The 25,253-nt window shown below is 34.9% G+C and carries 23 protein-coding genes and 1 other RNA gene; 19 read left to right on the forward strand and 5 right to left on the reverse strand.

All coding sequences use genetic code 11. The features are described from left to right. Nucleotides 1-16 precede the first annotated feature (16 nt). The 5 genes from ACTYA4_RS05470 (at nucleotide 17) to ACTYA4_RS05490 (ending at nucleotide 6,042) form a co-directional block, all read left to right on the forward strand. On the forward strand, nucleotides 17-1,204 hold the full coding sequence (locus ACTYA4_RS05470) for a pyridoxal phosphate-dependent aminotransferase (RefSeq protein ID WP_443480165.1): 1,188 nt from the start codon (nucleotides 17-19) through the stop codon (nucleotides 1,202-1,204). 809 nt (nucleotides 1,205-2,013) lie between these two features. Next, nucleotides 2,014-3,324, forward strand: a complete 1,311-nt coding sequence (asnS, locus tag ACTYA4_RS05475; RefSeq protein WP_445505575.1) for an asparagine--tRNA ligase — start codon at nucleotides 2,014-2,016, stop codon at nucleotides 3,322-3,324. A 320-nt stretch (nucleotides 3,325-3,644) separates the two neighbouring features. Beyond that, nucleotides 3,645-4,346, forward strand: a complete 702-nt coding sequence (locus ACTYA4_RS05480) for a DnaD domain-containing protein (RefSeq protein WP_443479939.1) — start codon at nucleotides 3,645-3,647, stop codon at nucleotides 4,344-4,346. A 518-nt stretch (nucleotides 4,347-4,864) separates the two neighbouring features. Continuing rightward, nucleotides 4,865-5,521, forward strand: a complete 657-nt coding sequence (gene nth / locus ACTYA4_RS05485) for an endonuclease III (RefSeq protein WP_443479938.1) — start codon at nucleotides 4,865-4,867, stop codon at nucleotides 5,519-5,521. Further along, entirely contained in the window at nucleotides 5,521-6,042 is a 522-nt protein-coding gene (locus ACTYA4_RS05490; protein ID WP_443479937.1) for a YpoC family protein, read from the forward strand. The genes nth and ACTYA4_RS05490 overlap by 1 nt, the downstream gene beginning before the upstream one ends. A gap of 41 nt (nucleotides 6,043-6,083) precedes the next feature. Here the strand turns inward: ACTYA4_RS05490 and ACTYA4_RS05495 are convergent, their stop codons facing one another. Continuing rightward, on the reverse strand, nucleotides 6,084-8,780 hold the full coding sequence (locus tag ACTYA4_RS05495) for a PBP1A family penicillin-binding protein (RefSeq protein ID WP_443479936.1): 2,697 nt from the start codon (nucleotides 8,778-8,780) through the stop codon (nucleotides 6,084-6,086). 44 nt (nucleotides 8,781-8,824) lie between these two features. Beyond that, entirely contained in the window at nucleotides 8,825-9,433 is a 609-nt protein-coding gene (recU, locus tag ACTYA4_RS05500) for a Holliday junction resolvase RecU (protein ID WP_443479935.1), read from the reverse strand. A 575-nt stretch (nucleotides 9,434-10,008) separates the two neighbouring features. Between recU and ACTYA4_RS05505 the strand changes: the two genes are divergently transcribed. The 3 genes from ACTYA4_RS05505 to ACTYA4_RS05515 all read left to right on the forward strand — a co-directional run bounded on the left by ACTYA4_RS05505 (nucleotide 10,009) and on the right by ACTYA4_RS05515 (nucleotide 11,463). Next, entirely contained in the window at nucleotides 10,009-10,266 is a 258-nt protein-coding gene (locus ACTYA4_RS05505) for a hypothetical protein (RefSeq protein ID WP_443479934.1), read from the forward strand. A 60-nt stretch (nucleotides 10,267-10,326) separates the two neighbouring features. Continuing rightward, nucleotides 10,327-10,710 carry a YppE family protein gene (locus ACTYA4_RS05510; protein WP_443479933.1) on the forward strand — a complete coding sequence of 128 codons (384 nt, stop codon included), beginning with the start codon at nucleotides 10,327-10,329 and terminating at the stop codon, nucleotides 10,708-10,710. A 228-nt stretch (nucleotides 10,711-10,938) separates the two neighbouring features. Further along, complete coding sequence (locus ACTYA4_RS05515; RefSeq protein ID WP_445505576.1) at nucleotides 10,939-11,463, forward strand: YppG family protein; 525 nt, start codon at nucleotides 10,939-10,941, stop codon at nucleotides 11,461-11,463. Nucleotides 11,464-11,611: 148 nt separating this feature from the next. Here ACTYA4_RS05515 and ACTYA4_RS05520 read toward each other — a convergent pair whose 3' ends face one another. Together ACTYA4_RS05520 and ACTYA4_RS05525 are read right to left on the reverse strand one after the other, a co-directional pair. Then, nucleotides 11,612-11,767, reverse strand: coding sequence for a YpzG family protein (locus ACTYA4_RS05520; protein WP_443479931.1), 156 nt, complete (start codon nucleotides 11,765-11,767; stop codon nucleotides 11,612-11,614). A 132-nt stretch (nucleotides 11,768-11,899) separates the two neighbouring features. Beyond that, nucleotides 11,900-12,376 carry an Hsp20/alpha crystallin family protein gene (locus ACTYA4_RS05525; RefSeq protein ID WP_443479930.1) on the reverse strand — a complete coding sequence of 159 codons (477 nt, stop codon included), beginning with the start codon at nucleotides 12,374-12,376 and terminating at the stop codon, nucleotides 11,900-11,902. A 177-nt stretch (nucleotides 12,377-12,553) separates the two neighbouring features. On the opposite strand from ACTYA4_RS05525, the gene ACTYA4_RS05530 reads away from it, so the two are divergent. The 11 genes from ACTYA4_RS05530 to ACTYA4_RS05580 all read left to right on the forward strand — a co-directional run bounded on the left by ACTYA4_RS05530 (nucleotide 12,554) and on the right by ACTYA4_RS05580 (nucleotide 24,494). Then, the gene (locus ACTYA4_RS05530; RefSeq protein ID WP_443479929.1) at nucleotides 12,554-14,818 is read left to right on the forward strand and encodes a DEAD/DEAH box helicase; all 2,265 of its coding nucleotides are present in this window, start codon (nucleotides 12,554-12,556) and stop codon (nucleotides 14,816-14,818) included. 21 nt (nucleotides 14,819-14,839) lie between these two features. After that, nucleotides 14,840-16,108, forward strand: a complete 1,269-nt coding sequence (locus tag ACTYA4_RS05535) for a ribonuclease H-like domain-containing protein (RefSeq protein ID WP_443479928.1) — start codon at nucleotides 14,840-14,842, stop codon at nucleotides 16,106-16,108. Nucleotides 16,109-16,463: 355 nt separating this feature from the next. Then, a complete protein-coding gene (locus ACTYA4_RS05540) occupies nucleotides 16,464-16,838 on the forward strand; it encodes a CotD family spore coat protein (protein ID WP_443479927.1) in 375 nt (124 codons plus the stop codon). A 295-nt stretch (nucleotides 16,839-17,133) separates the two neighbouring features. Further along, a complete protein-coding gene (locus ACTYA4_RS05545) occupies nucleotides 17,134-17,691 on the forward strand; it encodes an SLOG family protein (RefSeq protein ID WP_443479926.1) in 558 nt (185 codons plus the stop codon). A gap of 71 nt (nucleotides 17,692-17,762) precedes the next feature. Next, entirely contained in the window at nucleotides 17,763-18,065 is a 303-nt protein-coding gene (gene gpsB, locus ACTYA4_RS05550) for a cell division regulator GpsB (protein ID WP_443479925.1), read from the forward strand. A 163-nt stretch (nucleotides 18,066-18,228) separates the two neighbouring features. Further along, nucleotides 18,229-18,613: RNase P RNA component class B (gene rnpB, locus ACTYA4_RS05555), an RNA gene on the forward strand. 207 nt (nucleotides 18,614-18,820) lie between these two features. Beyond that, a complete protein-coding gene (locus ACTYA4_RS05560) occupies nucleotides 18,821-19,951 on the forward strand; it encodes a THUMP domain-containing class I SAM-dependent RNA methyltransferase (RefSeq protein ID WP_443479924.1) in 1,131 nt (376 codons plus the stop codon). A 154-nt stretch (nucleotides 19,952-20,105) separates the two neighbouring features. Beyond that, nucleotides 20,106-20,276, forward strand: a complete 171-nt coding sequence (locus ACTYA4_RS05565; protein ID WP_443479923.1) for a hypothetical protein — start codon at nucleotides 20,106-20,108, stop codon at nucleotides 20,274-20,276. Between the two features lie 169 nt (nucleotides 20,277-20,445). Next, nucleotides 20,446-22,374, forward strand: coding sequence for an ATP-dependent DNA helicase (locus ACTYA4_RS05570; protein WP_443479922.1), 1,929 nt, complete (start codon nucleotides 20,446-20,448; stop codon nucleotides 22,372-22,374). A gap of 206 nt (nucleotides 22,375-22,580) precedes the next feature. Beyond that, the gene (locus ACTYA4_RS05575; protein WP_443479921.1) at nucleotides 22,581-24,098 is read left to right on the forward strand and encodes a carboxypeptidase M32; all 1,518 of its coding nucleotides are present in this window, start codon (nucleotides 22,581-22,583) and stop codon (nucleotides 24,096-24,098) included. Nucleotides 24,099-24,359: 261 nt separating this feature from the next. After that, a complete protein-coding gene (locus ACTYA4_RS05580) occupies nucleotides 24,360-24,494 on the forward strand; it encodes a hypothetical protein (RefSeq protein WP_443479920.1) in 135 nt (44 codons plus the stop codon). 58 nt (nucleotides 24,495-24,552) lie between these two features. Here the strand turns inward: ACTYA4_RS05580 and ACTYA4_RS05585 are convergent, their stop codons facing one another. Further along, complete coding sequence (locus ACTYA4_RS05585; protein WP_443479919.1) at nucleotides 24,553-25,005, reverse strand: chemotaxis protein CheX; 453 nt, start codon at nucleotides 25,003-25,005, stop codon at nucleotides 24,553-24,555. Nucleotides 25,006-25,253 lie beyond the last annotated feature (248 nt).

A 25,253-nucleotide genomic window follows, 5' to 3' on the forward strand; every position in this document is an offset into this window, starting at 1 on the left:
GAGAAAGTACATGAATATTCAATTGGCACAACGAGTTAATGCATTAACACCATCTACTACTTTAGCAATCACAGCAAAAGCAAAATCATTAAAAGCAGAAGGCTATGATGTAATCGGTTTAGGGGCGGGCGAGCCGGACTTTAATACACCGCAAAATATTATTGATGCAGCTATTAATAGCATGAATGAAGGACAAACTAAATATACTGCAGCTGCAGGTTTACCAGAATTAAAAGAAGAAATTGTCCGTAAATTTCAAAAAGATCAAGGATTAGATTATGAAGCTTCACAAATCATTGTTACAAATGGTGCAAAACATGGATTATACACATTGTTTCAAGTGTTGTTAGATGAAGGAGACGAAGTAATCATTCCTACGCCATTTTGGGTTAGCTACCCTGAACAAGTAAAGCTTGCAGACGGCGTTCCAGTTTATGTGGATGGATTAGAAGAAAATGAGTTTAAAATTACACCAGAACAATTAAGACAAGCAATCACAGCAAAAACAAAAGCAGTTATTATTAACTCACCAAGCAATCCAACGGGTATGATTTATACAGAAGAGGAACTAAAAGCAATTGGAGAAGTTTGTTTAGAGCATAATATTTTGATTATATCCGATGAAATTTACGAAAAACTTGTATATGGGGAAGCTAAGCATGTTTCAATCGCTACTTTATCTCCGCAATTAAAAGAAGCTACTATCATAATAAATGGTGTTTCGAAATCTCATTCCATGACAGGTTGGAGAATTGGGTACGCAGCAGGAAATAAAGACATTATTACTGCTATGACAAACTTAGCAAGCCATAGTACATCAAACCCTACAACAACAGCACAATATGGTGCAATAGAAGCATACAGAGGGTCACAAGATGCGTTAACAGAAATGAATCAAGCATTTCAGCACAGACTGAATATTATCCATCAGAAATTGACAGAAATTCCTGGGTTCTCTTGCCTAAAGCCTAAAGGTGCATTCTATTTATTTCCAAATGCAAAAAAAGCTGCTGAATTAACTGGCTATAAAAATGTCGATGAATTTGCTGCTGCATTATTAGAGGAAGCATTAGTTGCGGTAATTCCTGGATCCGGTTTTGGTACAGACGACTATCTTCGTTTATCATATGCTACTTCTTTAGAAAATTTAGAAAAAGCAGTAGATCGCATTCATCAGTTTGTTGAAAAAAAGATTGCGAAATAATAAATTAAGCTTTTTTAACGAACAATAGTTTTTTACAGAAGACTCTGTTAAACGATAATGTTGTTTATAGGAAGGGAGTGGATTCCCTGACCATTTGAAAATCAACAATGGAATTTAACAGAGCCTTACAGAAAAACATTTATCTAGAGGGTATGCCAAAAGTTATCATTGTTGGCATGCCCTCTTTTGTTGATTGTGCTTGATAAGAGGAGTATAATATTATGATAGAAAAGTATTAAAAGGTAGACAATTCCTTGTGAAAAATAACCATTTTCCTTTAAAAAGCAGGCTATGTTAAAGTTCATTGTTGATTTTGGCACAATGTTGATAGGAGTGGAAGGTGTGAGACTCCTGTGGGAAAAACGGGTCAGATGGAGAACCCACAGGCGCACAGCGCCGAGGAAACTCCCGGACCGCCCGCGGAAAGCGAACGCCTCTCGCTGCAATCAACAGGCAAGTTTGACAGAGACCCCCATGCTAATAAAAATTCGCACCATGGGGGATGAAAATAAGTAGTGTTCATTCAGCGTGAGGATAGAAGGAGTTAGAGCTAAGAATGATGTTGGTTTGGAGAAGCGTTCGCTCGACTCCTGCGGGATTAGCGAGACAGGCGAGACACCCCGCAGGAGCAAAGTGACGAGGAGGCTCGGCGCTCGCCCCGCGGAAAGCGAGCGATAAGCTTCGGAAAACCTCTTTTAACCGAGCTTATTTTCAGGGTAGCCAAAAAGTAAAAACACTTTTTGTGTCATGAGAACATTTTTCTTCGGGGCTAAACAAGTCGCTTCCGCTTTTCTTTTTACATAATTGTTATGGGGGAGTATATTGTGATTAAATCAACTATTGCTGAATTACCTAAAAATGTAGATAAAGAAGTAAAAATAGGTGCTTGGATTGCAAATAAGCGTTCAAGTGGAAAAATTGCCTTTTTACAGCTTCGTGATGGTACAGGTTTTGTACAAGGGGTTGTCGTAAAAAGTGAAGTAGCAGAAGAAGTTTTTCAAGCAGCAAAGACAGTCACACAGGAATCTTCTGTTAATGTTACTGGTGTTGTTCAGAAAGATGAACGCTCTCCATTTGGTTACGAGCTGCTTGTAAAAGCTGTCGAAGTAATCCAAAGTGCAGTTGATTACCCAATTACTCCAAAAGAACACGGTACAGAATTTTTAATGGATAATCGTCATCTATGGCTTCGTTCTAAACGTCAACATGCAGTGATGAAAATTAGAAATGAAATTATTCGTACAACGTATGAGTTTTTTAATGAAAATGGGTTTGTAAAGGTAGATCCGCCAATCTTGACTGGAAGTGCGCCGGAAGGTACAACAGAGCTGTTTGCCACAAAATATTTTGATGAAGATGCTTATCTTTCACAAAGTGGCCAGCTTTATATGGAAGCAGCGGCAATGGCTCTTGGAAAAGTGTTTTCCTTTGGACCAACTTTCCGTGCTGAAAAATCAAAAACACGCCGTCATTTAATTGAGTTTTGGATGATTGAACCGGAAATGGCTTTTTGTGAGTTTGAAGATAATTTAGTCGTACAAGAACAATATGTTAGTTACGTCGTGCAATCTGTATTAAAAAATTGTGCATTGGAATTAAAAGCGCTGGGCAGAGATCTTTCGAAGCTAGAAAAAATTCAAGCACCATTTCCGCGAATCAGTTACGATGATGCTCTAGAGTTTTTACATCAGCAAGGTTTTAATGATATCAAATGGGGAGATGATTTTGGAGCTCCGCATGAAACTGCTATTGCCGAGAGTTATGATAAACCCGTCTTTATTACGCATTATCCGACAACATTAAAGCCATTTTATATGCAGCCGGATCCAAATAACGGAGATGTCGTTTTATGCGCCGATTTGATTGCACCAGAAGGATATGGTGAAATTATTGGCGGATCAGAACGTATCCATGACATGGACTTGTTAAACAAGCGATTAGAAGAACATCAGCTTGATTCAGAAACGTATAAGTGGTATTTGGAATTAAGAAAATACGGTTCTGTACCACATTCTGGATTTGGACTTGGTTTAGAAAGAACAGTTGCTTGGATTAGTGGAGTAGAGCATGTTCGTGAAACCATTCCTTTCCCAAGATTACTAAATCGTTTATACCCATAAAAGGGTAAAAGTGAAAAGGAAGAATTTACTTTATATTCCTCTAATAAACAAGGAATATTAGTTAATTCTTCCTTGTTTATTTTCTGTCTAGCTCCAGCGCCTAGCTCTTGTGAAAAATAACCCCATGCCTCTAAAAGTAAAAAGCACTTTTTGAGTCATGGGAACATTTTTTTTCAGAGCTGTTCAAGGCGCTTGCGCTTTTCTTATTTGTTCCACTCATTAATATCGACAAATATGGAGATTGGTGATGCCAACAATTGCTTACTATTACATATTACAAGCATTTGGATGACATGATATACTGTATTAGAGGTGTCTGTATGAATAAAACAATTATGCTAAAATGGTTGCAAGAAGGAAGCATCAATATCCCGACAACACTTTTAGCACATTATAAAATACTTAAACTGAATGAAAAGGAATTAGTGTTATTGCTGCAAATTTTTTCCTTTTTTGAAAAAGGGAATAATTTTCCTACTCCGATGGAACTTGCTGCTTTTATGACGATAGATGCAATGGAATGTCATGAAATGTTAAGTCAGCTTATTAAAAGAGGTTTTCTAGAAATTATAGATGGGAACAATGAAAAGGGCATTCGCTATGAACAATATTCATTGGAGCCATTATGGAATAAGCTCATTGATGTATACTTGCTGATAACGAAAAAAGAAGATGCGCAGCATACAAAAAAGGAAGAAAGTGATTTATACGCATGTTTCGAAAATGAGTTTGGAAGACCTTTATCTCCTTTCGAAATTGAATCGTTAAGTATGTGGCTGGATGATGATCAACACGAACCTGTTATCGTCAAGGCAGCATTAAGAGAGGCTGTCATTTCAGGAAAGTTAAATTTTCGCTATATAGACCGTATTCTATTTGAATGGAAGAAAAACGGGATAAAAACAATACAGCAAGCGAAAAGCTACGGGAAAAAATTTAGACAAAATCAAAGTGCTATGAAATTACAAGAACAGCCAACAACAAGTAAATCAGTGCCATTTTTTAATTGGCTAGAGCCTTAAACAAACTATTTTACAGTTTAATTTTTTGAGGATCCACAGGATTCTCTTCTTTGCTGTAGGCTCTGTTAAACAATAATGTTGTTTATAAGAAACGGGTTGACAAGACCCACAGTGAGGTACGAGCGAAGGCTTGAAAGAATGTCCGCGGAAAAGGAGTGGATTCTCTGACCTTTTGAAAATCAACAATGGAATTTAGCAAATCCTTACTTTACTGTAAAAAGGAGCAAAAAATTAAATGGCTATTTAGAAGAATACAAAAAAATTAGAAAGGCTGTTTTCTCAAATTTTGTTGTTTTTCACATGAAAATGGGAAAAGAAGTACTCAGCAGGCTGAATACACGTAGACTCCTGTGGGAATGCGAGAAAGACGAGACCCCACAGGAGCGTATGCGACGAGGAGGCTCGACGCTCGCCCACGGAAAGCGAAGTGTATTCAGGCTGCGAGTTTAAAAGCAACAATCTAATCTATACGAAAACAGACATTAGAAAAAATAGGGCAAAAGATATGGTGGAGGAATATGTTAAAAAAAGCTGAAATTAGATTATGTTTAGACACAATGGGAGATATGTTTCCCGATGCACATTGTGAGTTGATTCATTCCAATCCATTTGAATTAGTTATTGCGGTTGCATTATCTGCACAATGTACCGATGCACTTGTAAATAAGGTGACAAAAAACTTATTTCAAAAATATAAAAAACCGGAAGACTATTTAAATGTATCATTAGAAGAATTGCAGCAAGATATAAGATCAATTGGACTTTTTAGGAATAAAGCAAAAAATATTCAAAAATTATGCCAAATGGTAATAGAGAAATATAATGGAGAAATTCCATCAGACAGAGATGAATTAATAAACTTGCCAGGTGTGGGAAGAAAAACGGCAAATGTTGTTGTTTCTGTCGCATTCCATATACCTGCCATAGCAGTGGATACACATGTTGAAAGGGTAAGCAAACGATTAGGATTTTGTCGTTGGAAAGACTCGGTTTTAGAAGTAGAAAAAACATTAATGAAAAAAATTCCGATGGAAGAATGGTCGGTAACCCATCATCGATTAATATTTTTTGGTCGTTATCATTGCAAAGCGCAAAATCCACAATGTACAGAATGTCCATTGTTGACTGTTTGCAGAGAAGGGAAAAAAAGAATGAGAAAAATAGGTGTGACGTAATGGGAAAAGCATTTACATTAACATTGCCTTCGTTTCTACGTTACGATAACCTTGATGTACCAACGGAATATCTGCTTCATAACATTTCTATATTAGAAACTTTTCAACTAAATGTCCCCTTTATTCATGAAGCTGCTTTTTTTCAGCAAATAAAAACATTTAAGCCCTGGGAAAAACAAAATATAGAATTATGTGTTACCGAAACAATAAAACAATGGCAAACGCTGAAAGAAGAGATAGGCATAAGTATCAAAAATGAACATAAACAAGAAACTCGTATAAAGATGATACAAGGTATAGGATACTTTTTGCAAAGTTTATATTGGACAAACGAGCTTCCTGTATCGTTTGAAAGTGGTTTAATAAGCCAAGAGATAAGCATAAAGCCGATTAATGTAGGAGAAAGACTTACATTTATTCTATCAAGGTTAAATGGCTACCATTCTTTTAAGCAATTAGAAGCATTATTTATGGAACTAGAAAAACAATTTGCGATAAAAAAAATCAAAAGAAAAAGCTGACGCAAAGTCGAATCTTTCGACTGACGTCAGCTTTTTTTGTGTTATCCTCCAGTATTCCCATCAATATTATTAGTAGGTGTTGACTGATCTCCATTGTTGTTTTCATTATTTGTAGGGCTATTGGTGTTATTTTCTGGGCTGCCATTAGGATTATTGTTCCCATTCCCATTGTTGTTGTTATTATCAGGGTTGTTTCCATTGCCATTTTCATTCCCGTTTCCATCGCCATTTCCGTTGCCATTGTTATCAGGATTATTGCCATTATTGTTGTTTTGGTCCTGATTATCAGTCGGCTGATTATCTTCGGGATTCGTATTGTCATCTCCGATTTCGTCTTCATCATCAACGGGCTGTTCCTCTATTTCTTGCTGAGGAACGGCTACACTTGCTGTAGCTGGATCACTGGATTGATCCTTTTTAATTGCTTTAACAGTAAATGTATAGTTGCTGCCAGGTGCCGGTTTGGGAATTTTTAAACTTGTATCTTGTGTTTCGGTTAATTGTTCTTCAGCGCCTCCATTAACACTAACAGTGACTGCAAATTTAGCGTCTTTTTTGTCACCATAATTCCAAGAAAGTTCTATTTCATCATTGTCTTTATTATATTGTGCAGAAAGATTTGTTGGTGCACTAGGTTTATTATATCTCTCGGAAACTTGGCTCGGAATATTTCCTTTTACCGCATACTCTGTAAGAATTTGATCTTTTGGAGTATAGGATCCTGCAAGCTGTGCAGGAAATGTACCTTTTTCAATATAAACTGTGTCAACACTAGCTGGTTTAGTGAAATCAGCTGTTTTCACATCTTTTGAAATATATTGCATCACATTTTTAAAGATCTGTTGGGCTACTTTTTGATCCATTCCTGGGTCAATATAATTTTTACGTGTTTCATATCCGGTCCACACTGCCATCGTAAAGTTTGTTGTATATCCTGCAAACCATGCGTCTGGAACTGCCGTACTTGTTGGAATTTGATACTCAGACAGCTCTTTATCTGTATAGTTTGTTGTTCCTGTTTTACCGGCAACCGGCAATCCAGGGACATTTGCATAGGTCCCAGTACCGTAGGAAGAGTTTACGACATCTTTTAACATATCAGTGATTAGAAAAGCGGTGTAATCTTGCATAACCACTTTTGATTCTGGTTCCATGTTTATTTTTGATCCGTCTTTTAACGTAAAGGAAGTAACAGCATGCGGCTCATTATAAACGCCTTCGTTGCCGAAAGCACTGTATGCTCCCGCAAGTTCTTTACTGGTGACCCCATTTTTAAGTCCACCAATAGAGTATGCTTCTTGAATATCATCTAAAGGAATGCCGAGATTTACAGCGAAATCCTTTGCTTTATCCTTCCCAACTTCTTTAAATGCCTCTAAGGCTGGTATATTTCTTGATTGTGCCAACGCGCTGCGCATCGTCATAGAACCTAGGTATTTTCCATTCCAGTTTTTAATAGGGGTGCCGTTAGAATAGGTTGTTGGTTTATCTTCTAACGTATGATATGTTCCCCATTTTAAATATTCGATAGCAGGACCGTAATCAAGGATTGGTTTAATCGTGGATCCTGGCTGGCGTTTTTGTTCTGTTGCATAGTTAAAGCCAAATTTAACTTTAGGATCACGGTCACCTCCTATTGCTAAAATTGCTCCTGTTTTTGTGTCTAATAATGTAATTCCAGCTTGAAATTTTTCATCTGGAAAAGGAACAATTTTGTTTTCATACATAATTTTATCTACATATTTTTGTGCTTTCGTATTGATTGTTGTTTGAATAGATAAGCCATCTGTATAAACATTAATATCAGGATATTTTTTTTCTATTTCCGCAATAGCTTCTTTAATAAAAGAATCATAAGGAAGTTCTGTGCTTTTTCTTTCTTTTTTCGTTAAAAGAGTATTAGTAACAGGTACTTTTTGTGCTTCTTTCATTTCTGCTTCTGAAATATAACCGTGCTGATGCATTAATGACAGAACGATATTGCGTCGTTTTTCGGCACGCTCTGGATTATTAAATGGGTTGTAGGCATTTGGCGCCTGCGGCATTCCCGCAAGAAGTGCTGCTTCCGGCAATGTTAATTCATCAAGTGATTTTCCGAAGTATATATCAGCTGCCGTTTTAACACCACTGACATTTTCAGACATAAAAATTTTATTCACATACATTTCAAAAATTTCTTCTTTTGAATACTTTCTTTCTAACTGAATAGCAAGCCACGCTTCTTGTGCTTTACGAGACAGCGTTTTTTGCGGCTGATTAAAGAAGAAGTTTTTCACCACTTGCTGTGTAATCGTACTTGCTCCCTCCGCTCCAAATCCTTCTTTAACATTAGCGACAACGGCACCACCTAATCGAATTGGATCAATGCCATGATGTTTAAAAAAGCGGGAATCTTCTGTTGCAATAAAAGCATTTTTGACTAAATCAGGTATATCTTTATAATCGACATAATCTCGATTAACAGCTCCAACTTTCGCAATTGGTTTTCCTTCTGAATCATAAAATGTAGAGGAAATGGAGTCCTTTAAAGTCGCTTCATCCAGTTTAGGAGCGCCTTTTACCATGATGCCAAATGTAATAGCTCCCCCAATCATCCCAATAATTCCTATTGTTATTAACGTTAAAAAAATCTTTTTAAAAATTTGTTTGCCGTTTTTATTCTTTTTTGATGTTGATTTCTTTTTTACAGATTGGAGCCTTTTTCGGCGCTCCTCTCTTGTTTCATATTTTTCTGCCATGTTCTTTCCTACCTTTCTAGTATGCAAAACAATCAAAAGCTGTATCAATCGAAATGATAAAGATAATCTATTACTTTAATATAGTCAATTCTCGGCTGAAAACCAAGTGATATGGGATGACCATGTGTTGCCAATTCTTCTTTTGTTATCGATTTTCTTCCTCCTTGGTTCATTCTATGCCAAAATTTTATCAGTTTTTCTGCTTCTAGGTAGAAGATTTCGTCGGTGGATGAAAAACGAATAAGGACAAAACAAATACCCATTTGTTTTTCGACTAACATTATATGATTAATTTGGTGATCGTGAAAGTTATTTAATGGGAATGAAGTGGAGGATTTCGTTTCCTTTGCTTCAAAATCAATATATTTTCCACGGTAGACACCATTATAATCAGTAGTTGAAGCTTGTTTAAAATAGGCTTCTTTAATAACTGCTGCACTTCTTTTCGGATAATTCACTTGAACGATTTGAACGGGAGTTGGTTTTTTATGAATGACCGCTTTCCCAATTTCTAAATAAAATTGATTGGTGACATTAATGTCCTCTTCTAATGTCATCCCTCTATTACCGTAGTTATGTTTTTTTTTCGATGTGTTTTTCGTTTGTTCAGCAATGGGAGTATATTTTTTCCCATTTGGGTAATGAAGTTTCATTTTATCACCTCTTTTTGCTGCCAGCAAAACAATATAAGTGTTTTCTAACAACAAACAATATTATCATATAGAGCTTCTTAGAAAAAGTGACTTATATGGCAGGTATTTTTCATTATTTTGGTTCAAAAGCTAACGAAAATTAGCCAAAAAGATCCAAGCAATCCCCAATAAATATCAAGAACGGAAACTTTTTGTCACTATTATACCGTAAAAAAAGAATGTTCATTGTATTTTATTGCGAGTCAAAGTTCAAGAGTCCTTTACATCATTCGACGAATTTATGGGCACTTATGTTTCATTTTTTTATTTTTTTCAAATTTTACCATTCGAGTGAAGGAAATAAGTAGGAACGTTTGGTTTATTTTTCCCATACATGGTCGTAATCATTATGGTCGTATATATTCCATTAGAAACAAGATTGTTTCAATAATATATAAGCTATTCGTGTCGAATTCCGCTATTGTTTTGGGGAATCCGTTCTTTCTTTGACGAATCACTTCTAGTTTTGTCAATGGTGCAGGTGCAAACCGAATCACCTCGAACATATTTAGTATCAAAGATGGGAGGGGATTGAAATGAAGGAAGTATATAATAAAGAAGAGCTTTTAAAAATACTTAAAACGATGAATGATGAATTGGAAGAGTTAGACATTATGATAATGGAAATACAGGAAAAGAAAAAAATGGAAGTAGAAGAACATCTTATTCATCTAAATACATTGGAGTCAGCTTTTTCTGAATTTGAGCAAAAATGGATGGAGGAAGCTAGAAAGATAGAGAAATTCCAAAAAATAAAAAGAAAAGCAATTTTTAAACTTGAACTAGGTTCATGATTTCTCTAAAATAACTAACATAGATACAACAAAGCATTTATAGGAAGCAGTGAACAATAAATGGATAACGATCATCAGTTAAAAGAAGATACAGTAAGGCTGGCGGAAGCAGCTGAAGATTTAATAAGAACATTTCATCAAGTGAAAACAACAGGAGAAGCAAAAGATTTTTATGAAGTAGTGCACCCTTATGCAAATAAAGTGAAGCAGCTGAACGATGAATGGAAAGAACTTGCATTAAAATGGGTAAATGACAAAAGGCCAGTATATCTTAATGGTGCCCAAATACTTTCAGCATCCGATCATATTGAAATAATCTCCATTCAGGCATTTTATCCGGAAACGAGTAAAAAAAGATTTCTTGATGCAGCAAAATCTGTACAATATATACTTCAAGCGTTATTAAATGAACTAAATAAAGGTGGCAAAACTGGTGAACAATAGATGTGCTTTATTATTAGTTGACATCGGGATTCATCTTAGCTGTCTATAAAATGTTCAAAAAATAAAGAAAGCCAATCTGCAAACCTTTAGGCTACCTAGAAGAGCCTTTGTTGGCAGTTTTTTTTTGCGGTTTTTTTCTTGGCTAAACCCAGTGTTGTTATTTGCACCAGCTAGGCATTTTATTCATAGGATAGAGAAGGAATTACTTTTGGAGGAGGATATGTTTAAATGAACATAGCACGACGACCAAATTATTTGCCATATTTAAATAGGACTCCATCACATATAAATAATGGTTCGGCAGCTTATCCATACTTGAACAGCAGACAATATACCCCTTATATGAATGTTCCAATGTGGAATGGATCTATGGAAAATATGCATCCATATTACGGCCAGCAGATGACGTTGCCTGGAACATATGGAAATTATGAACAACCATATTTTCATCCGCAAAATAACTATCCTAAATCGTCTCATGATGTATTTCAGAATCCATTGCAATATCAAAATGAATCGTATGTATCAAATGCTCCAAAAAATAATTACCAACAAAGCTATATGAATCCATATCCAAAGCAATCATTTATTCCCAAAAAACAAAGTGGAATGCAAAACATCATGAATTCATTTAAATCACAGGACGGTTCTTTTGATTTTAATAAAATGATGGATACTGCTGGAATGATGATGAGTGCGATGAACCAAGTTACTGGACTTGTAAAAGGGGTAGGAGGAATATTTAAAGTATAATACCATTAGTAAAAGGATAAGAGGGCATCCTCCAAGCATAGCTTCACACATATGTGAAGTGTTTTGTTTAAGGAGGATGCCCTCTTTTTCTAGTTTCTTGTCCTAACCATCGGTGTGCTCCTGCATTCCTAATAAAACAAAATTTGTTTTACATATATCGGTATGCTCTTGCATTCCTTCTTAAAATAAAATTGGGTTTAGACATTTCGGTATGCCCGTTTACTTGGGAACTTGCCCGTTTTGGTCTTGTCCAATTATGATGAAAAAGGGAAGAATGAGAATCTAACTGTTCTTTGTAGCTCATCTAATCACCTCGGAAGTAGGGTTTGTAAAGAAGCTAGTGATACTCTAATAACTGTTTGTCAGTAGAACAGTCATTAGAATATCACTAGTAGTATATGCATCATATTCTTTTTTAAACGAACATCTTTTTTTATTACTTTTCATCAATACTTATTTTTTTCCCTTTTTGTTTCGGGATGCTGATAGAAAGCAATCCATTTTGGTACGAGGCTTTTACTTTATGTTCGTTAATAAGATAAGGTAATGTAACGGTTCTGCTGTTCCTTTTATAAGTTTGGGTGGATCGGAATAAATTTTGTTGTTTGTTTTCTTCGGTTATTTGATCATGGTAGTTTACACTTATCGTGATGTGGCGGTCATACACATCAATAGTAATTTGTTCTTTATTAACCCCCGGCAATTCAGCAGTAATAATATTTGCAGTTTCTGTTTCTTTTATCGAAAGCGGGAATGCCATATTTGGAAAGGGGTTGTTGAAAAAATCATCCATGCTTTGCAGAAAATTTTTTACTGGTTTTTCTTGAAAGAAGGTATTCATTGATTGAATAATCCCCCCAAATGGTTCTGTTTTATCCTTTTTGTTTGGATCAATTGGGAAGTTTTTAGACAATGCTGTCAACTCCTTTTTGAAACGTTTTTTTGATTATTTTATGCGAAAAAATGGTCGATGTGCCTAAAAGTAACACTATAGTCGCCAATTCAAAAAAATTCATTCTATTAAAGGATAATACCTCTTTAAACAGGAACGTTTATTCGGTAAAATGGAATATATAAGAGGTGAAAATACATGAAGGTTCGAAAAAATCTCCAAGCATTTATTGCTGATTTAAATAATATGGAAGAATATAAAGACAGGATTGCCTACTGGCATACAATCGAAGCAAAAGATGCTGAAACTGTTCCTCTACCTGAAGGCTTATCACCTAAAATCCAATTTGCTTTGCAAAAAAGAGGCATAACTCGTTTATATACGCATCAAAAATCTGCATATGAGGAGGTTAAAAAAAATAACAGCTTGGTTGCTGTAACACCTACTGCATCTGGAAAAACACTTTGTTATAATTTGCCTGTTATTCAATCGATAACAGAAAATGAACAAACGCGAGCGTTGTATCTTTTTCCGACAAAAGCGCTGGCTCAAGATCAAAAAAGTGAATTGAATGAATTAATAGAAAGTGCAGAATTACAAATAAACAGTTATACATATGATGGAGATACCCCTTTTGCTATCAGGCAAAAAGTAAGGAAGGCAGGGCATATTGTCATTACCAACCCAGACATGCTCCATTCGGCTATTTTGCCTCATCATACAAAATGGGTGAGTTTGTTTGAAAACTTAAAATATGTCGTGATTGATGAGCTCCATATTTATCGCGGTGTATTTGGCAGTCATGTTGCAAATGTTCTTCGCAGACTGAAAAGAATTTGTGCATTTTACGGCAGCAATCCAATCTTTATTTGTACTTCCGCAACCATTGCGAACCCGCTGGAACTTGCTGAAAACTTAACAGAAGAAAAAATGACATTAATTAATAACAACGGTGCTCCAAGCGGCAAAAAGCATTTTGTTTTTTATAATCCGCCGATTGTAAACATTCCTCTTAATATAAGGAAAAGCGCTACGTTGGAAGTAAGAAGACTAGCGGGCGAGCTATTAAAAAATAAAATTCAAACGATTATTTTTGCGAAAAGCCGTGTGAGAGTCGAAATTTTATTGACCTATTTGCAAGAATTGGTGAAATACCAATTGGGACCAAAAGCAATCAGAGGCTACAGAGGCGGATATTTGCCTACAGAAAGAAGAGATATTGAAAAGGGATTAAGGCAAGGCGATATTTATGGAGTAGTAAGCACCAATGCATTGGAACTTGGTGTTGATATCGGACAATTACAAGCTTGCATCATGACAGGGTATCCAGGCACGATAGCGAGTTCTTGGCAGCAGGCAGGCAGGGCTGGACGAAGACATGATGAGTCCTTAGTAATCATGGTGGCTAGTTCGAGCCCCTTAGATCAATATATGATCGCAAATCCTGAATACTTTTTTAATCGAAATCCAGAAACTGCCAGGATTAATCCGGATAACTTAATCATTTTAATTGATCATATGAAATGTGCGGCATACGAACTGCCTTTTCAAAAAGGCGACTCATTTGGTACGTGCGAAATTACAGAAATACTCGAATATTTAACAGAAGAAAGAGTGCTCTTTCAAAATGGGGATAAGTGGTATTGGATGAATGATTCTTTTCCAGCGCATAATATCAGTTTGCGGTCCGCCTCACAGGAAAATGTCGTGATTATCGATATTTCTGATGTCAGCAAATCAAGAGTAATCGGGGAAAGCGACCGATTTTCTGCGATGACATTGCTCCATGAAGAAGCAATCTATTTGCACCAAGGCATTCAATATCAAGTCGAGAAACTAGATTGGGAAGAAAAAAAGGCGTTTGTCAGGGAGGTTAGTGTCGATTATTATACAGATGCAAATTTAGCTGTTTCATTAAAAGTACTCGAAGTGGATGAACTGAAAAAAGTGGAAGAAGTGGAAGTTGGGTATGGTGATGTCAGCATTACCGCAATGAGCACGATTTTTAAAAAAATTAAGTTTGAAACACATGAAAATATCGGTTCAGGCCCAATAAGCTTACCTGAAGAAGAGCTTCATACAAATGCAGCGTGGATTTCATTTGATCCCAATAATCTCCCAATTAATGATGATCGAACCGAACAAGGATTACTTGGTGCTGCCCATGCTTTAAAGCATATTGCCCCATTATTAGTAATGGCTGATCCAAGTGATATTCAGGTAGTTCCGCAAGTGAAAGCACCACATAATGAAAAAGCGACGATATTTTTTTATGATCGTTATCCTGGCGGAATCGGTTTAAGTAAGAAATTATATGAAGAAATGCCAATGGTGTTAAAAGAAGCAAAAAAAATGATCAAAAATTGTTCCTGTCCAAATGGCTGTCCATCTTGTATTGGTTTGGAAGGTATAAATGATGATCATAAAAAAGAGGTGCTGAACATTCTTTCTTTGTTCAAGTAACACCGAAATATAGGGGATAAAATGAGTATTAAAAATAAGTTGAATCGATTAAAACCACATCTAAAAACAGATGCAAAACCAGTTGAACAATTAAAAAAACAGGAATATAAGGAAATTCCTTATTTAACGGTCTGGAATAAGGAAAATGTTCATCCATATTGGGTGGATAACGACTATTGTTTAATTCGAGAAGTAAAATATCCACTAGCATATAAACACGGCAAGTATTCGTTTCGTCAATGTATAGACGCCGTTAAGGAATGGAATCAATCCAATTTTACTCATCCTTTATCTGCAAACGGGCATAAAGCAAACGAACTATTTTTCTTTGATACGGAAACAACAGGTTTAGGTGGAGGAGCAGGCAATACTATTTTCATTTTAGGATATGCACAAATTATGGAAGAACATGTTGTGTTAAAACAGCATATACTTTCATATCCGGGTGGAGAAGTACCTTTATTTAAAAGTTTTTTAGAAAATGTCGATTATACAACACTAGTTACGTATAACGGAAAAGCTTTCGATTGGCCGCAAGTAAAAACAAGGCATATGTTTGTAAAGGAACATGTTCCGAAGCTTCCTGAATTTGGCCATTTTGACTTATATCATGGGGCAAGAAGAATGTGGAAACATCGGTTGGAACGTATAAAGCTGTCGATTGTTGAAGAAGAAGTGTTAGATGTAATACGCCAAGATGATGTCCCTGGTTTTTTAGCACCGATGATTTATTTTGATTTTGTGGAAAGAAAAAATCCAGAAGGCATGCTGGCAATATTAAAGCATAATGAATTAGATATTTTATCGTTAATAACACTATATACTCATTTAAGTTGCCAGTTGTTGCAAAAGGATCGTCACATAACTCCAAAGGAAACATTAGAGGTTGGCCGCTGGTATTCCGCCTTAGGTGAGGTCGATGCAGCTAAAGAAAGTCTAAATCGTATTAAAGAAACGAATAAAGAGGAAACACTTTTGGCACAATCAATCCTCGCCAAACATGCAAAAAAAGAAAAAAAGCAAGCGGAAGCTGTTTCTTTATGGAAAAATATAATTGAAAATAATACAGAGAAAACAAATGATAAAATCATAATAGATGCTTATATTGAATTAGCTAAAGTAGCGGAGCATCAAGAAAAAAACGTTGTTCAAGCACTTGAATGGACAAATAATGCTTATCAACTATGGTTAGAACAAAACGAAAACCAAAAAGACAATCAGCAGCGACAGTTTATAAAACGAATCGAACGGCTGAATAGAAAAATATCGAATAAAAAAGATTCGTCTTAAAAATTTTCCGCAAATTCCTAGTTGTTTGTTTTCTATTATCTTATTAAAATAGTAAGGTAGTGAAAATATTTGCAATGAGGTGTGCTTTTTTGTATAAAGTGGTTATGTTATTATTTTTTGTCGTTGTATGTTTGACTGCGATTCTTTTTACAACATTAAAAGAAAGCTTGTATGCGATGTTATAGATTGTAATATTTTGGACTTAGTATAATTTCCATATAAAAAAGGAGAAGCTCCTTTCCCTTTTCCATACAGAAACTAAAGTAAATTAGGTGTTTGTATTAGTACAAGATTATCTCTTTCATCATAAGTTGTTAATGTAAGATAATTAAACTAATGAGAGGAGATTTTCTTTATGCATTGCAAACCTAGACCAAGTTGTGTATTGCCTGCTGTAGTTCACCCTACAAAATGTTGTGTAAATCACACATTTTCAAACAATATTGTACCTCATATTCATCCAACACATACAACAACTGTAAATCATGTGAATTATGAGCATCAACATTACTTCCCGCAAACACAATCTGTTGAAAATGTTGTAACGAACACACAAGCTAATATGGGGCCTGCACCTGCTCCATACCCAGCGCCAGGTCCAGCACCTCAACAACCGCCTACGGGGGGAATACCTTTTACTGCTGCAGGTCAACTATACCCAGGAGCGCCAGGTCAAATTCCGGGAGCACCTGGTCAAATGCCAGGAGCTTTCCCGTTTAGAAGAAAATAAAGGAAAAAACAAACAAGGGCCGATTATGGTCCTTGTTTTACTATTAGGAAAATTTTGTTTGTATCTATAACTAAACTAAAGCGATTGTAAAAAAAATAATGAAACTAGTTTCTCTTTTGTAAAGAAGTGCTTATAATATAAGGATAGAATGCCGTAAAAAATGCGGTTGCGATGAGTAATTATTATTTTTGCTTTTTAGTGTTATTTTCTCTATTAGCAGGAAATACAGTATAATATAGAGGTTGTTCTGACATAGATTACCTTCATTTTATTATATAAAGGAGTATGCAAGTGCATGAAAGTTGCTGTCATTTCGGGTTATAAACCTTATGAAATAGGCATTTTTAATAAGCAGGATGAAGCCGTTTTTTACATAAAAGAGGCGATTAGAAAAAATATCGAGATGATGGTCGAAGAAGGACTGGAATGGATATTAATTAGTGGACAGATTGGAACAGAGCTTTGGGCAGCAGAAGTGGCATATGAATTACAAGCCGAAAAATATCCTAATTTAAAAGTGGGAGTATTTACTCCATTTTTAGATCAGGAGCTACGCTGGAAAGAAGCAAATAAAGAATGGTATGAAGAGGTATTAATGCAAGCGGATTATATTGATTCTGTTTCAAAAAAACCGTATGAAAATCCAAGCCAATTAAAAGCAAACAATATCTTTCTCCTTCAAAAAAGTGATGTATTATTATTATTTTATGATGAAGAAAAAGAAGGAAGTTCAAAATATTTATATCATCTTGCTAAACAATATAATGAAAAAAAGGATTATGAAATCCGCATGATTACTTTTTCTGATTTACAATCTATTGTAGAAGAGATGCAATTTAATGAACAGTTCTAATAGAAATTGACAAAGTGAACATTTTTTGAAAAAATAAATAAGATTATGGTAATACTTGAGGTGAACGTATTATGTTATCAGATAAAATGAAATTAACGGCGAAAGATATTTTAGAAAAAGAATTTAAAACAAGCATGAGAGGCTATAAACCAGAAGATGTTGATAAATTTTTAGATTTAATTATTAAAGATTATGAAACATTGCATCAAGAGATTGAAGAGCTTCAACAAGAAAATCTGCGTTTAAAAAAACAAGCAGAAGAAGCCTCTAGACGGCAACCAGCACCAAGCGCTGCTGGAACAACGAATTTTGATATATTAAAGAGATTATCAAATTTAGAAAAGCATGTTTTTGGCAGCAAGTTATATGAATGAAACGAAAAACTCTAGTATGCAAAAAAAGTAGAATTTACACAAACTAAGGCTGATCGAAAACGTATGTATTTCGAGGTATGAAACATAGCCTAAGAAAAATTCTTTTATTTCCCATTGCTATTCCATGATGAACATAATATAATAGCATCTGTAGTCAATAAAAACGCTGGGGTAATCGCTGCAAAACATTGGTTTTGTAGAGGAAAGTCCATGCTCGCACAAGCTGAGATGCTTGTAGTGTTCGTGCCTAGCCAAAAAATAAGCTAGGGCAGCAAAGTGGATCTTTGCTGACGGCAGGGAAAATACCTAAGTCATTTGATATGGTATGAATACCTTGAAAGTGCCACAGTGACGGAGCCTTTTCAGAAATGAAAAGGGTGGAACGAGGTAAACCCCACGAGCGAGAAACCCAAATTATGGTAGGGGAACTTTCTCTGAGGAATTGAACTTAAGAGAAGGACAGAAGATGATTCTGTAGATAGATGATTACCGCCTTTATACGAGACAATGTCGACTGAGTACAAAGGAACAGAACATGGCTTACAAAGCGTTAATGTTGATGACATAAAGGAATAAGGATAAGGGTGACTCACTAGAAGGGTCTGACTTCATATACAAATAGAAAAAGGTATACGTTTTCTATTGTTAGGGATGTCAGACATATTTTTGAGGGTCATCCTTTTTATTTACAGTACATAGATTAGGAATAAAAAATAAACACTATCGTAAATGAATTTTTAAATAAGGGTGAAAAAATGAAAAAATTTGATTTAATTGCCACAGCTGCAATGGGGATTGAAGCAATTGTTGCAAAAGAAGTAAGGAATTTAGGATATGAATGTACGGTCGACAATGGCAAGGTTTTATTTTCAGGTGATGAGCTTGCGATTGCAAGAAGCAATATGTGGCTTCGTACTGCAGACAGAATAAAAATTAAAGTTGGAGAGTTTAAAGCAACTACCTTTGATGAACTATTCGAAAAAACAAAAGCATTGCGCTGGGAAGAATATTTGCCGGTTAATGCGCAGTTTCCTGTTTCAGGGAAATCAGTAAAATCGAAGCTTTTTAGCGTTTCTGACTGTCAAGCAATTGTTAAAAAAGCGGTTGTAAATAGGATTAGCTCTTATTACAAAAAAACGGGATGGTTAGAAGAAAACGGTGCCTTATTTAAACTAGAAGTATCGATCTTAAAGGATATTGTAACATTAACCATTGATACTTCTGGGCATGGATTACATCGCAGGGGATATCGTGTCGGGCAAGGTGAAGCACCAATAAAAGAAACACTGGCAGCTTCTTTACTATTATTAACCCATTGGGCGCCTGACCGTCCGTTAGTTGATCCGTTTTGTGGATCCGGTACGATTCCGATTGAGGCGGCATTAATCGGTCAAAATATTGCACCAGGATTTAATAGAGCGTTTATTTCAGAAGACTGGGATTGGATGTCAGCGAAAATTTGGGATGAAGTTCGTACAGAGGCAGAAGATAAAGCAAACTATGATCAGCCGCTTGAAATAATTGGGACAGATATTGACCATAAAATGGTGAAAATTGCAGAGGAAAACGCCTTTGAAGCAGGTTTAGGTGATTTGATTACCTTTAAACAAATGCAAGTAAAAGATTTTACTACAACGAAAGAAAATGGAGTTATTATCGGCAATCCACCATATGGGGAAAGACTTGGAGATAAACCATCCGTTCAAAAAATGTATCATGATATGGGACAAGCATTTGAACCATTAGACAGCTGGTCTATCTATATGCTGACATCTGATGAAGAGTTTGAAACACATTATGGCAAAAAAGCTACCAAAAAAAGAAAACTGTTCAACGGCTTTATTAAAACAGATTATTATCAATATTGGGGTAAAAGAAAAAAATAGTTATCAAAAGCGAACGATTTAGCAAAAATTGCATAAGTAGTGTGCAACGTGTAGCAAAAAAACTGCAAATCTTCAGGCTAGTCGAAAGCATGATAGTATATTATTTGATTTTTTGTATATATTTTATCTATAGATATCAACCTGGAGGGATAGAATGAAGGATGCTACTATAGATTATGATAAAATAATACATGCATTAAATCAGTCTTTGGAAATTATTCAAGCAGATAACACTGTAAATAAAGGGCAAAAAGCATTAATAGAAGCACAACAAACAGTTCAACAAGCAATGTCTTTTACTTTATCTCGTGACAGTGGCTATTAAGAAAAGCGCTGATCAGACGGAAAAACTAGAGAAGGGTGCTTAATTCTTTTGCACACCCTTCTTTTTCTTGAAAGATAAGAAAGCAAAAAATTTTAAAGTTAGATAGAAACCAAAAATACTCTCTCATTTTCATTAAATGAGAGAATATTTTACTTTTTGGAGGGGTACCATGCAAAACAACCTGCCGTTTGAAGTGGCTAAAACAGAATCTTTTTATGAAAAATTAGGAGAATGGATTGGAGATGTTTTTTACGATATTCTCCCTGAAGCTGGATTTGAATTAAGAGATGAACAAGTGTATATGGCATACCAGTTGGAAAATGCGTTTAAAGAAAAAAATACGATTTTTGCTGAAGCTGGTGTTGGGACAGGGAAAACATTTGTTTATTTATTATATGCCATTTGCTACGCGCGCTATATGAATAAACCTGCTATTATTGCATGCAGTGATGAAACACTTATTGAACAGCTGGTAAAAAAAGAAGGAGATATTGCCAAGCTGGAAAAAGTATTAAATTTAAATGTAGATGTTCGGTTAGCGAAATCTAGAAATCAATACTTATGTTTAAATAAATTAGATAAACAAATTATAGTGGAAGATACGTTTAATAGCATTTATGATTCCCTTCCTGATTTTGTTCATGGTTCGGGATCACTTCAGTCATTTACACGATATGGGGATCGAAAGGATTACCCGGAACTTCGTGATGCAGAGTGGAATGAGGTGGCTTGGGATTCTCTTCAAGACTGTTTTACATGTGAAAAAAGGCATCGCTGTGGGCAAACGCTGCATCGTGATTATTACCGTAATGCAAAAGATTTAATTATTTGTTCGCATGATTTTTATATGGAGCATATTTGGACAAAAGAATCGCGAAAAAGAGAAGGACAACTTCCTTTGCTGCCGGAAAGTTCTTGTATTGTATTTGATGAAGGACATTTATTAGAATACGCTGCTCAAAAAGCGTTAACCTATCGTTTAACAGAACAAAATCTTGAAAAGCTGTTAACGAAATTAATGGCAAACGATGTGAGAGAAAAAACATTAAATATGATGGAAGATACTATTTATCAAAATGAGCAGTTTTTTGCAGAGCTGACGAAAGCATCTTTTCAGACGAAGGGTTCGGATAAACAAGAAATTCAAAAAACAGCAACAGTAATGGCAGAAGGAAAAAAATTAGCACAATTCATTTCCGACTTAGAAGAAGAGCTTGTGTTTGAAAGTGAAATGTATGTAATTAATGAGTATGAATTGAAGGTTGTCGAAGAATATTTAGAACAAATTTCTCACTCGCTTAGTCTTTTCTTGAAAGAAATGAATGGCATTACATGGTTTGAAGAAAACAATGGGGAACGTACTTTAGTTATAATGCCAAGGCTTGTAAAAGATATCATGAAAGATGATGTATTTAGCCAGAAGAAGCCGATTATTTTCTCATCTGCAACATTATCTGAAAATAAATCATTTGCATATATGGCAAATAGTTTAGGTGCAACTAATTATTTATCGTTTTCTGTAGATTCACCATTTGAATACGAAGAAAGTATGAATGTTTTTGTGGAATCTTTTTCTAAAGAAGATTCAGTACGAAAGCAACAATATTGTTATGAACAAATTGAGAAAGCAAATGGTCGCTCATTAGTTTTATTTAACAATAAAGAAGATTTACAGAACTTTAAAGAAAATAGGCCAGCAGATTTTCATTTTCCTGTTTATTACGAAGGCGAAGGCGAAATAAGCGGACTTGTTTCAAAATTTCAAAATGAAGAAGAATCCGTTTTATGTGCAGTGAATTTATGGGAAGGTTTAGACGTTCCAGGCAGATCATTAGAAAATGTCTTTTTATTTTCCTTGCCATTTCCGCCAAATGATCCTGTTTATAAATCAAAAAGGGAAAACAGCATCGATCCGTTTTTAGAAGTGGACATGCCTTATATGATTTTACGGTTAAGACAAGGAATTGGGCGTTTAATCCGAACACATGAAGACAGAGGGAACGTTCATATTCTTGTTGATAATAAGGAAAAGGAATCTGTTTTGAATGCAGTAGAAGCTGCATTGCCTGTTAAGCATATCCATGCTATAAACGAATAGAAAGCCGAATTCTGTATAGCGGGTTCTTTATAAGCCTATTTTTCTAAAAAAGGTAGGGAGAATTCGTAAAAACTGTATGTTTATGATAGACAATTCGTCATCATGGACATGCAGTTTTTTTGTCTAATCATCTTAAGCTTTAAGTTATTACTACTATAGAAAAATATGGTAAGATAGTTTTATTAATCGTAAGGAGGCTTGATTTTTTGAGCAATTCAATTACAAAATTAGAAAAAGAATTTTTAGACTATGTGAAAAAAATGGGTGCTTATAATGAAGCGTTGGCATTAATTTATTGGGATTTAAGAACTGGAGCTCCTAAAAAAGGTGTGGATCAGCGAACAGAAGTTATTGGTGTTTTATCATCTGAACTATTTAATATGTCTACATCTGGAGAGCTAGAAACATACATATCACAATTAACGGATGAAAAAGTACAGACTGAATTATCAGATGTGACCATTAAAACCGTTCAAGAAGTAAAAAAAGACTACGATCGCAATAAAAAAATTCCTCCAACAGAATATAAAGAATATGTGATGCTTCAGTCTAAAGCAGAAAGCGTATGGGAAGAAGCGAAAGAGAAAGCGGATTTTTCTTTATTCCATCCTTATCTAGAAAAGCTAGTGGCGATAACGAAAAAATTTATTGGTTATTGGGGATATGAAGGCAACAAATATAATACATTGTTAGATATGTATGAACCAGGCATTACAGTAGAAATTTTGGATAAAGTGTTTGCAGAATTAAGAAGTAAAATCGTTCCGTTAGTCCAACAGATTGCCGAAGCTGATGATCAGCCTGAAACGTCTTTTTTATTTGAGCAATTTCCAAAAGAGAAACAGCGTGCATTTAGTTTAGAAATATTAAAGCAAATTGGTTATGATTTTGAGGCAGGAAGATTAGATGAAACAGTACATCCATTTGCTACGGGGATTAATCCTGGAGATGTTCGTATCACAACAAAATATGTAGAATCTGATTTTAGAGTAGCGGTTTTTGGAACAATTCATGAAGTAGGACACGCATTATATGAACAAAATATTGCAAAAGAACTGGTGGGAACCCCGTTATGTACAGGTACATCCATGGGTATCCATGAGTCGCAGTCTTTGTTTTATGAAAATTTTGTAGGAAGGAATTATTCTTTCTGGAAACAAAATTTTACAAAGTTAAAATCATATAGTAACGGTCAGTTCGATCAAATCTCAGGCAAGGATTTTTATCGTGCTATAAATGAATCAAAACCTTCTCTTATTCGCATTGAAGCAGATGAACTTACGTATCCATTACATATCATTATTCGATATGAATTAGAAAAAGGATTATTTAATGATGAAATTGAGGTGAAAGATTTACCAGCATTATGGAATGAAAAGTATCAATCGTATTTAGGTATGTCTCCTGGAAATGATGGAGAAGGAGTATTGCAGGATGTTCATTGGGCCGGCGGAAGCTTTGGTTATTTTCCTTCCTATGCATTAGGATATATGTATGCAGCTCAAATTAAACAAACCTTATTAAAAGATATTCCTGATTTTGATGCATTATTAGAAAAAGGAGAGTTGCAATTAATAAAAGAGTGGCTAAATGAAAAAATTCATCAGTATGGTAAAACAAAAAAACCACTTGAAATATTAAATGACGTAACGGGTGAAGGGTTAAATCCAACTTATTTAATTAACTATTTATCTGACAAATACAGAGATGTATATAAGCTATAAATTAGTAGATATTCTTTTTGGAATGCAATTTCAGCCTCGTAAAATAAATTTTTTACGAGGCTTTTTAATATTTACTAAAATTTATAGTCACAGCTTTTTAGTTGGTCAGGTTGGATGAAGGAATAGAAAGGTAATATAAGCAATGATATCGACAAATGTAAGGAAGTAATAAATGTTCACTTTTTTTAATAAAATGATAGCACAAATTTTTTAGATGCTAAATATCTTAATATAAATGGATTAAAAAGTGGATGTGAAAATATGGAGAACTATTATTGTGAACATTGCCGAATTATTTACAAAGAGCCTACAACCTGTACGGTTTGTGGAAAAAAGGTAGAAAATAAAATTAACATTGAAGTGCAAAGTCAGGAAAGTAAAAAACAAAAAGATTAATCTATAAAAGGAGGGAGGATGTCTTTAGATAACCCCCCTTTTATTATTTTTGATGTTTTTAATTTTCCAACATTAAGATAATCGTTAATTCACCAATAGATGGAAGGGAAATAGGTAAACGGAGTGCTTTGTTAAAACCATACATTTTTGTTTCTCCAATTAGAACGGTTGGTGGTGTAATATCCATTTCTATTCCATTTTTTGAAACAAAAGTAGTTAAATTTCCGGCAATCATATTTCCAAGCTCACCAGAAAAAGATTCTAGCATAACACCTTCAAGAGCCATTCCAAACATTGATTCACCAATTTTACCAAAAACTACTTCATTGCCGTCTATAATAATCCTCCCACGAAAATCTCCGGTTAATCCTATTAATACCCCAATTGATTGTTGCGTAAAAGGTGCAGAAATTAGTGTAGGTTTATCGATGGAAATGTCAAAAGGGAGGACTTCTTTAACAGATTCAATAGTCCCGTTTAATATTTCTGTTGCACTTTTTGTTACTGTCACCAATCATTCCTCCAAATTCATCAAGTATCATCATTTTATCACAGTTTTCGACATATTAGGATATGTAAAATTAAAAATTATCAAAATAAATTAGTTCATTTAGCCTTGATTTCTTTTAGTGATAAATACCTACTTGGAATTATTTTTACAGATGTAGTAAAATAAAAAATTTGTAGAACAACATTGGAAATTATTAACGATGAATGATTAGCGAAAAAACTTTATAATTATTATTGCACAGCAACTCC

The sequence above is a fragment of the Niallia yueguangensis genome, assembly GCF_052663115.1.

Coding starts and splice junctions, on each gene's coding strand:
- asnS (WP_445505575.1), top strand. CDS start 2,014: ATGGGGGAGTATATTGTGATTAAATCAACTATTGCTGAATTACCTAAA.
- ACTYA4_RS05480 (WP_443479939.1), top strand. CDS start 3,645: ATGAATAAAACAATTATGCTAAAATGGTTGCAAGAAGGAAGCATCAAT.
- nth (WP_443479938.1), top strand. CDS start 4,865: ATGTTAAAAAAAGCTGAAATTAGATTATGTTTAGACACAATGGGAGAT.
- ACTYA4_RS05490 (WP_443479937.1), top strand. CDS start 5,521: ATGGGAAAAGCATTTACATTAACATTGCCTTCGTTTCTACGTTACGAT.
- ACTYA4_RS05495 (WP_443479936.1), bottom strand. CDS start 8,780: ATGGCAGAAAAATATGAAACAAGAGAGGAGCGCCGAAAAAGGCTCCAA.
- recU (WP_443479935.1), bottom strand. CDS start 9,433: ATGAAACTTCATTACCCAAATGGGAAAAAATATACTCCCATTGCTGAA.
- ACTYA4_RS05505 (WP_443479934.1), top strand. CDS start 10,009: ATGAAGGAAGTATATAATAAAGAAGAGCTTTTAAAAATACTTAAAACG.
- ACTYA4_RS05510 (WP_443479933.1), top strand. CDS start 10,327: ATGGATAACGATCATCAGTTAAAAGAAGATACAGTAAGGCTGGCGGAA.
- ACTYA4_RS05515 (WP_445505576.1), top strand. CDS start 10,939: ATGAACATAGCACGACGACCAAATTATTTGCCATATTTAAATAGGACT.
- ACTYA4_RS05520 (WP_443479931.1), bottom strand. CDS start 11,767: ATGAGCTACAAAGAACAGTTAGATTCTCATTCTTCCCTTTTTCATCAT.
- ACTYA4_RS05530 (WP_443479929.1), top strand. CDS start 12,554: ATGAAGGTTCGAAAAAATCTCCAAGCATTTATTGCTGATTTAAATAAT.
- ACTYA4_RS05535 (WP_443479928.1), top strand. CDS start 14,840: ATGAGTATTAAAAATAAGTTGAATCGATTAAAACCACATCTAAAAACA.
- ACTYA4_RS05540 (WP_443479927.1), top strand. CDS start 16,464: ATGCATTGCAAACCTAGACCAAGTTGTGTATTGCCTGCTGTAGTTCAC.
- ACTYA4_RS05545 (WP_443479926.1), top strand. CDS start 17,134: ATGAAAGTTGCTGTCATTTCGGGTTATAAACCTTATGAAATAGGCATT.
- gpsB (WP_443479925.1), top strand. CDS start 17,763: ATGTTATCAGATAAAATGAAATTAACGGCGAAAGATATTTTAGAAAAA.
- ACTYA4_RS05560 (WP_443479924.1), top strand. CDS start 18,821: ATGAAAAAATTTGATTTAATTGCCACAGCTGCAATGGGGATTGAAGCA.
- ACTYA4_RS05565 (WP_443479923.1), top strand. CDS start 20,106: ATGAAGGATGCTACTATAGATTATGATAAAATAATACATGCATTAAAT.
- ACTYA4_RS05570 (WP_443479922.1), top strand. CDS start 20,446: ATGCAAAACAACCTGCCGTTTGAAGTGGCTAAAACAGAATCTTTTTAT.
- ACTYA4_RS05580 (WP_443479920.1), top strand. CDS start 24,360: ATGGAGAACTATTATTGTGAACATTGCCGAATTATTTACAAAGAGCCT.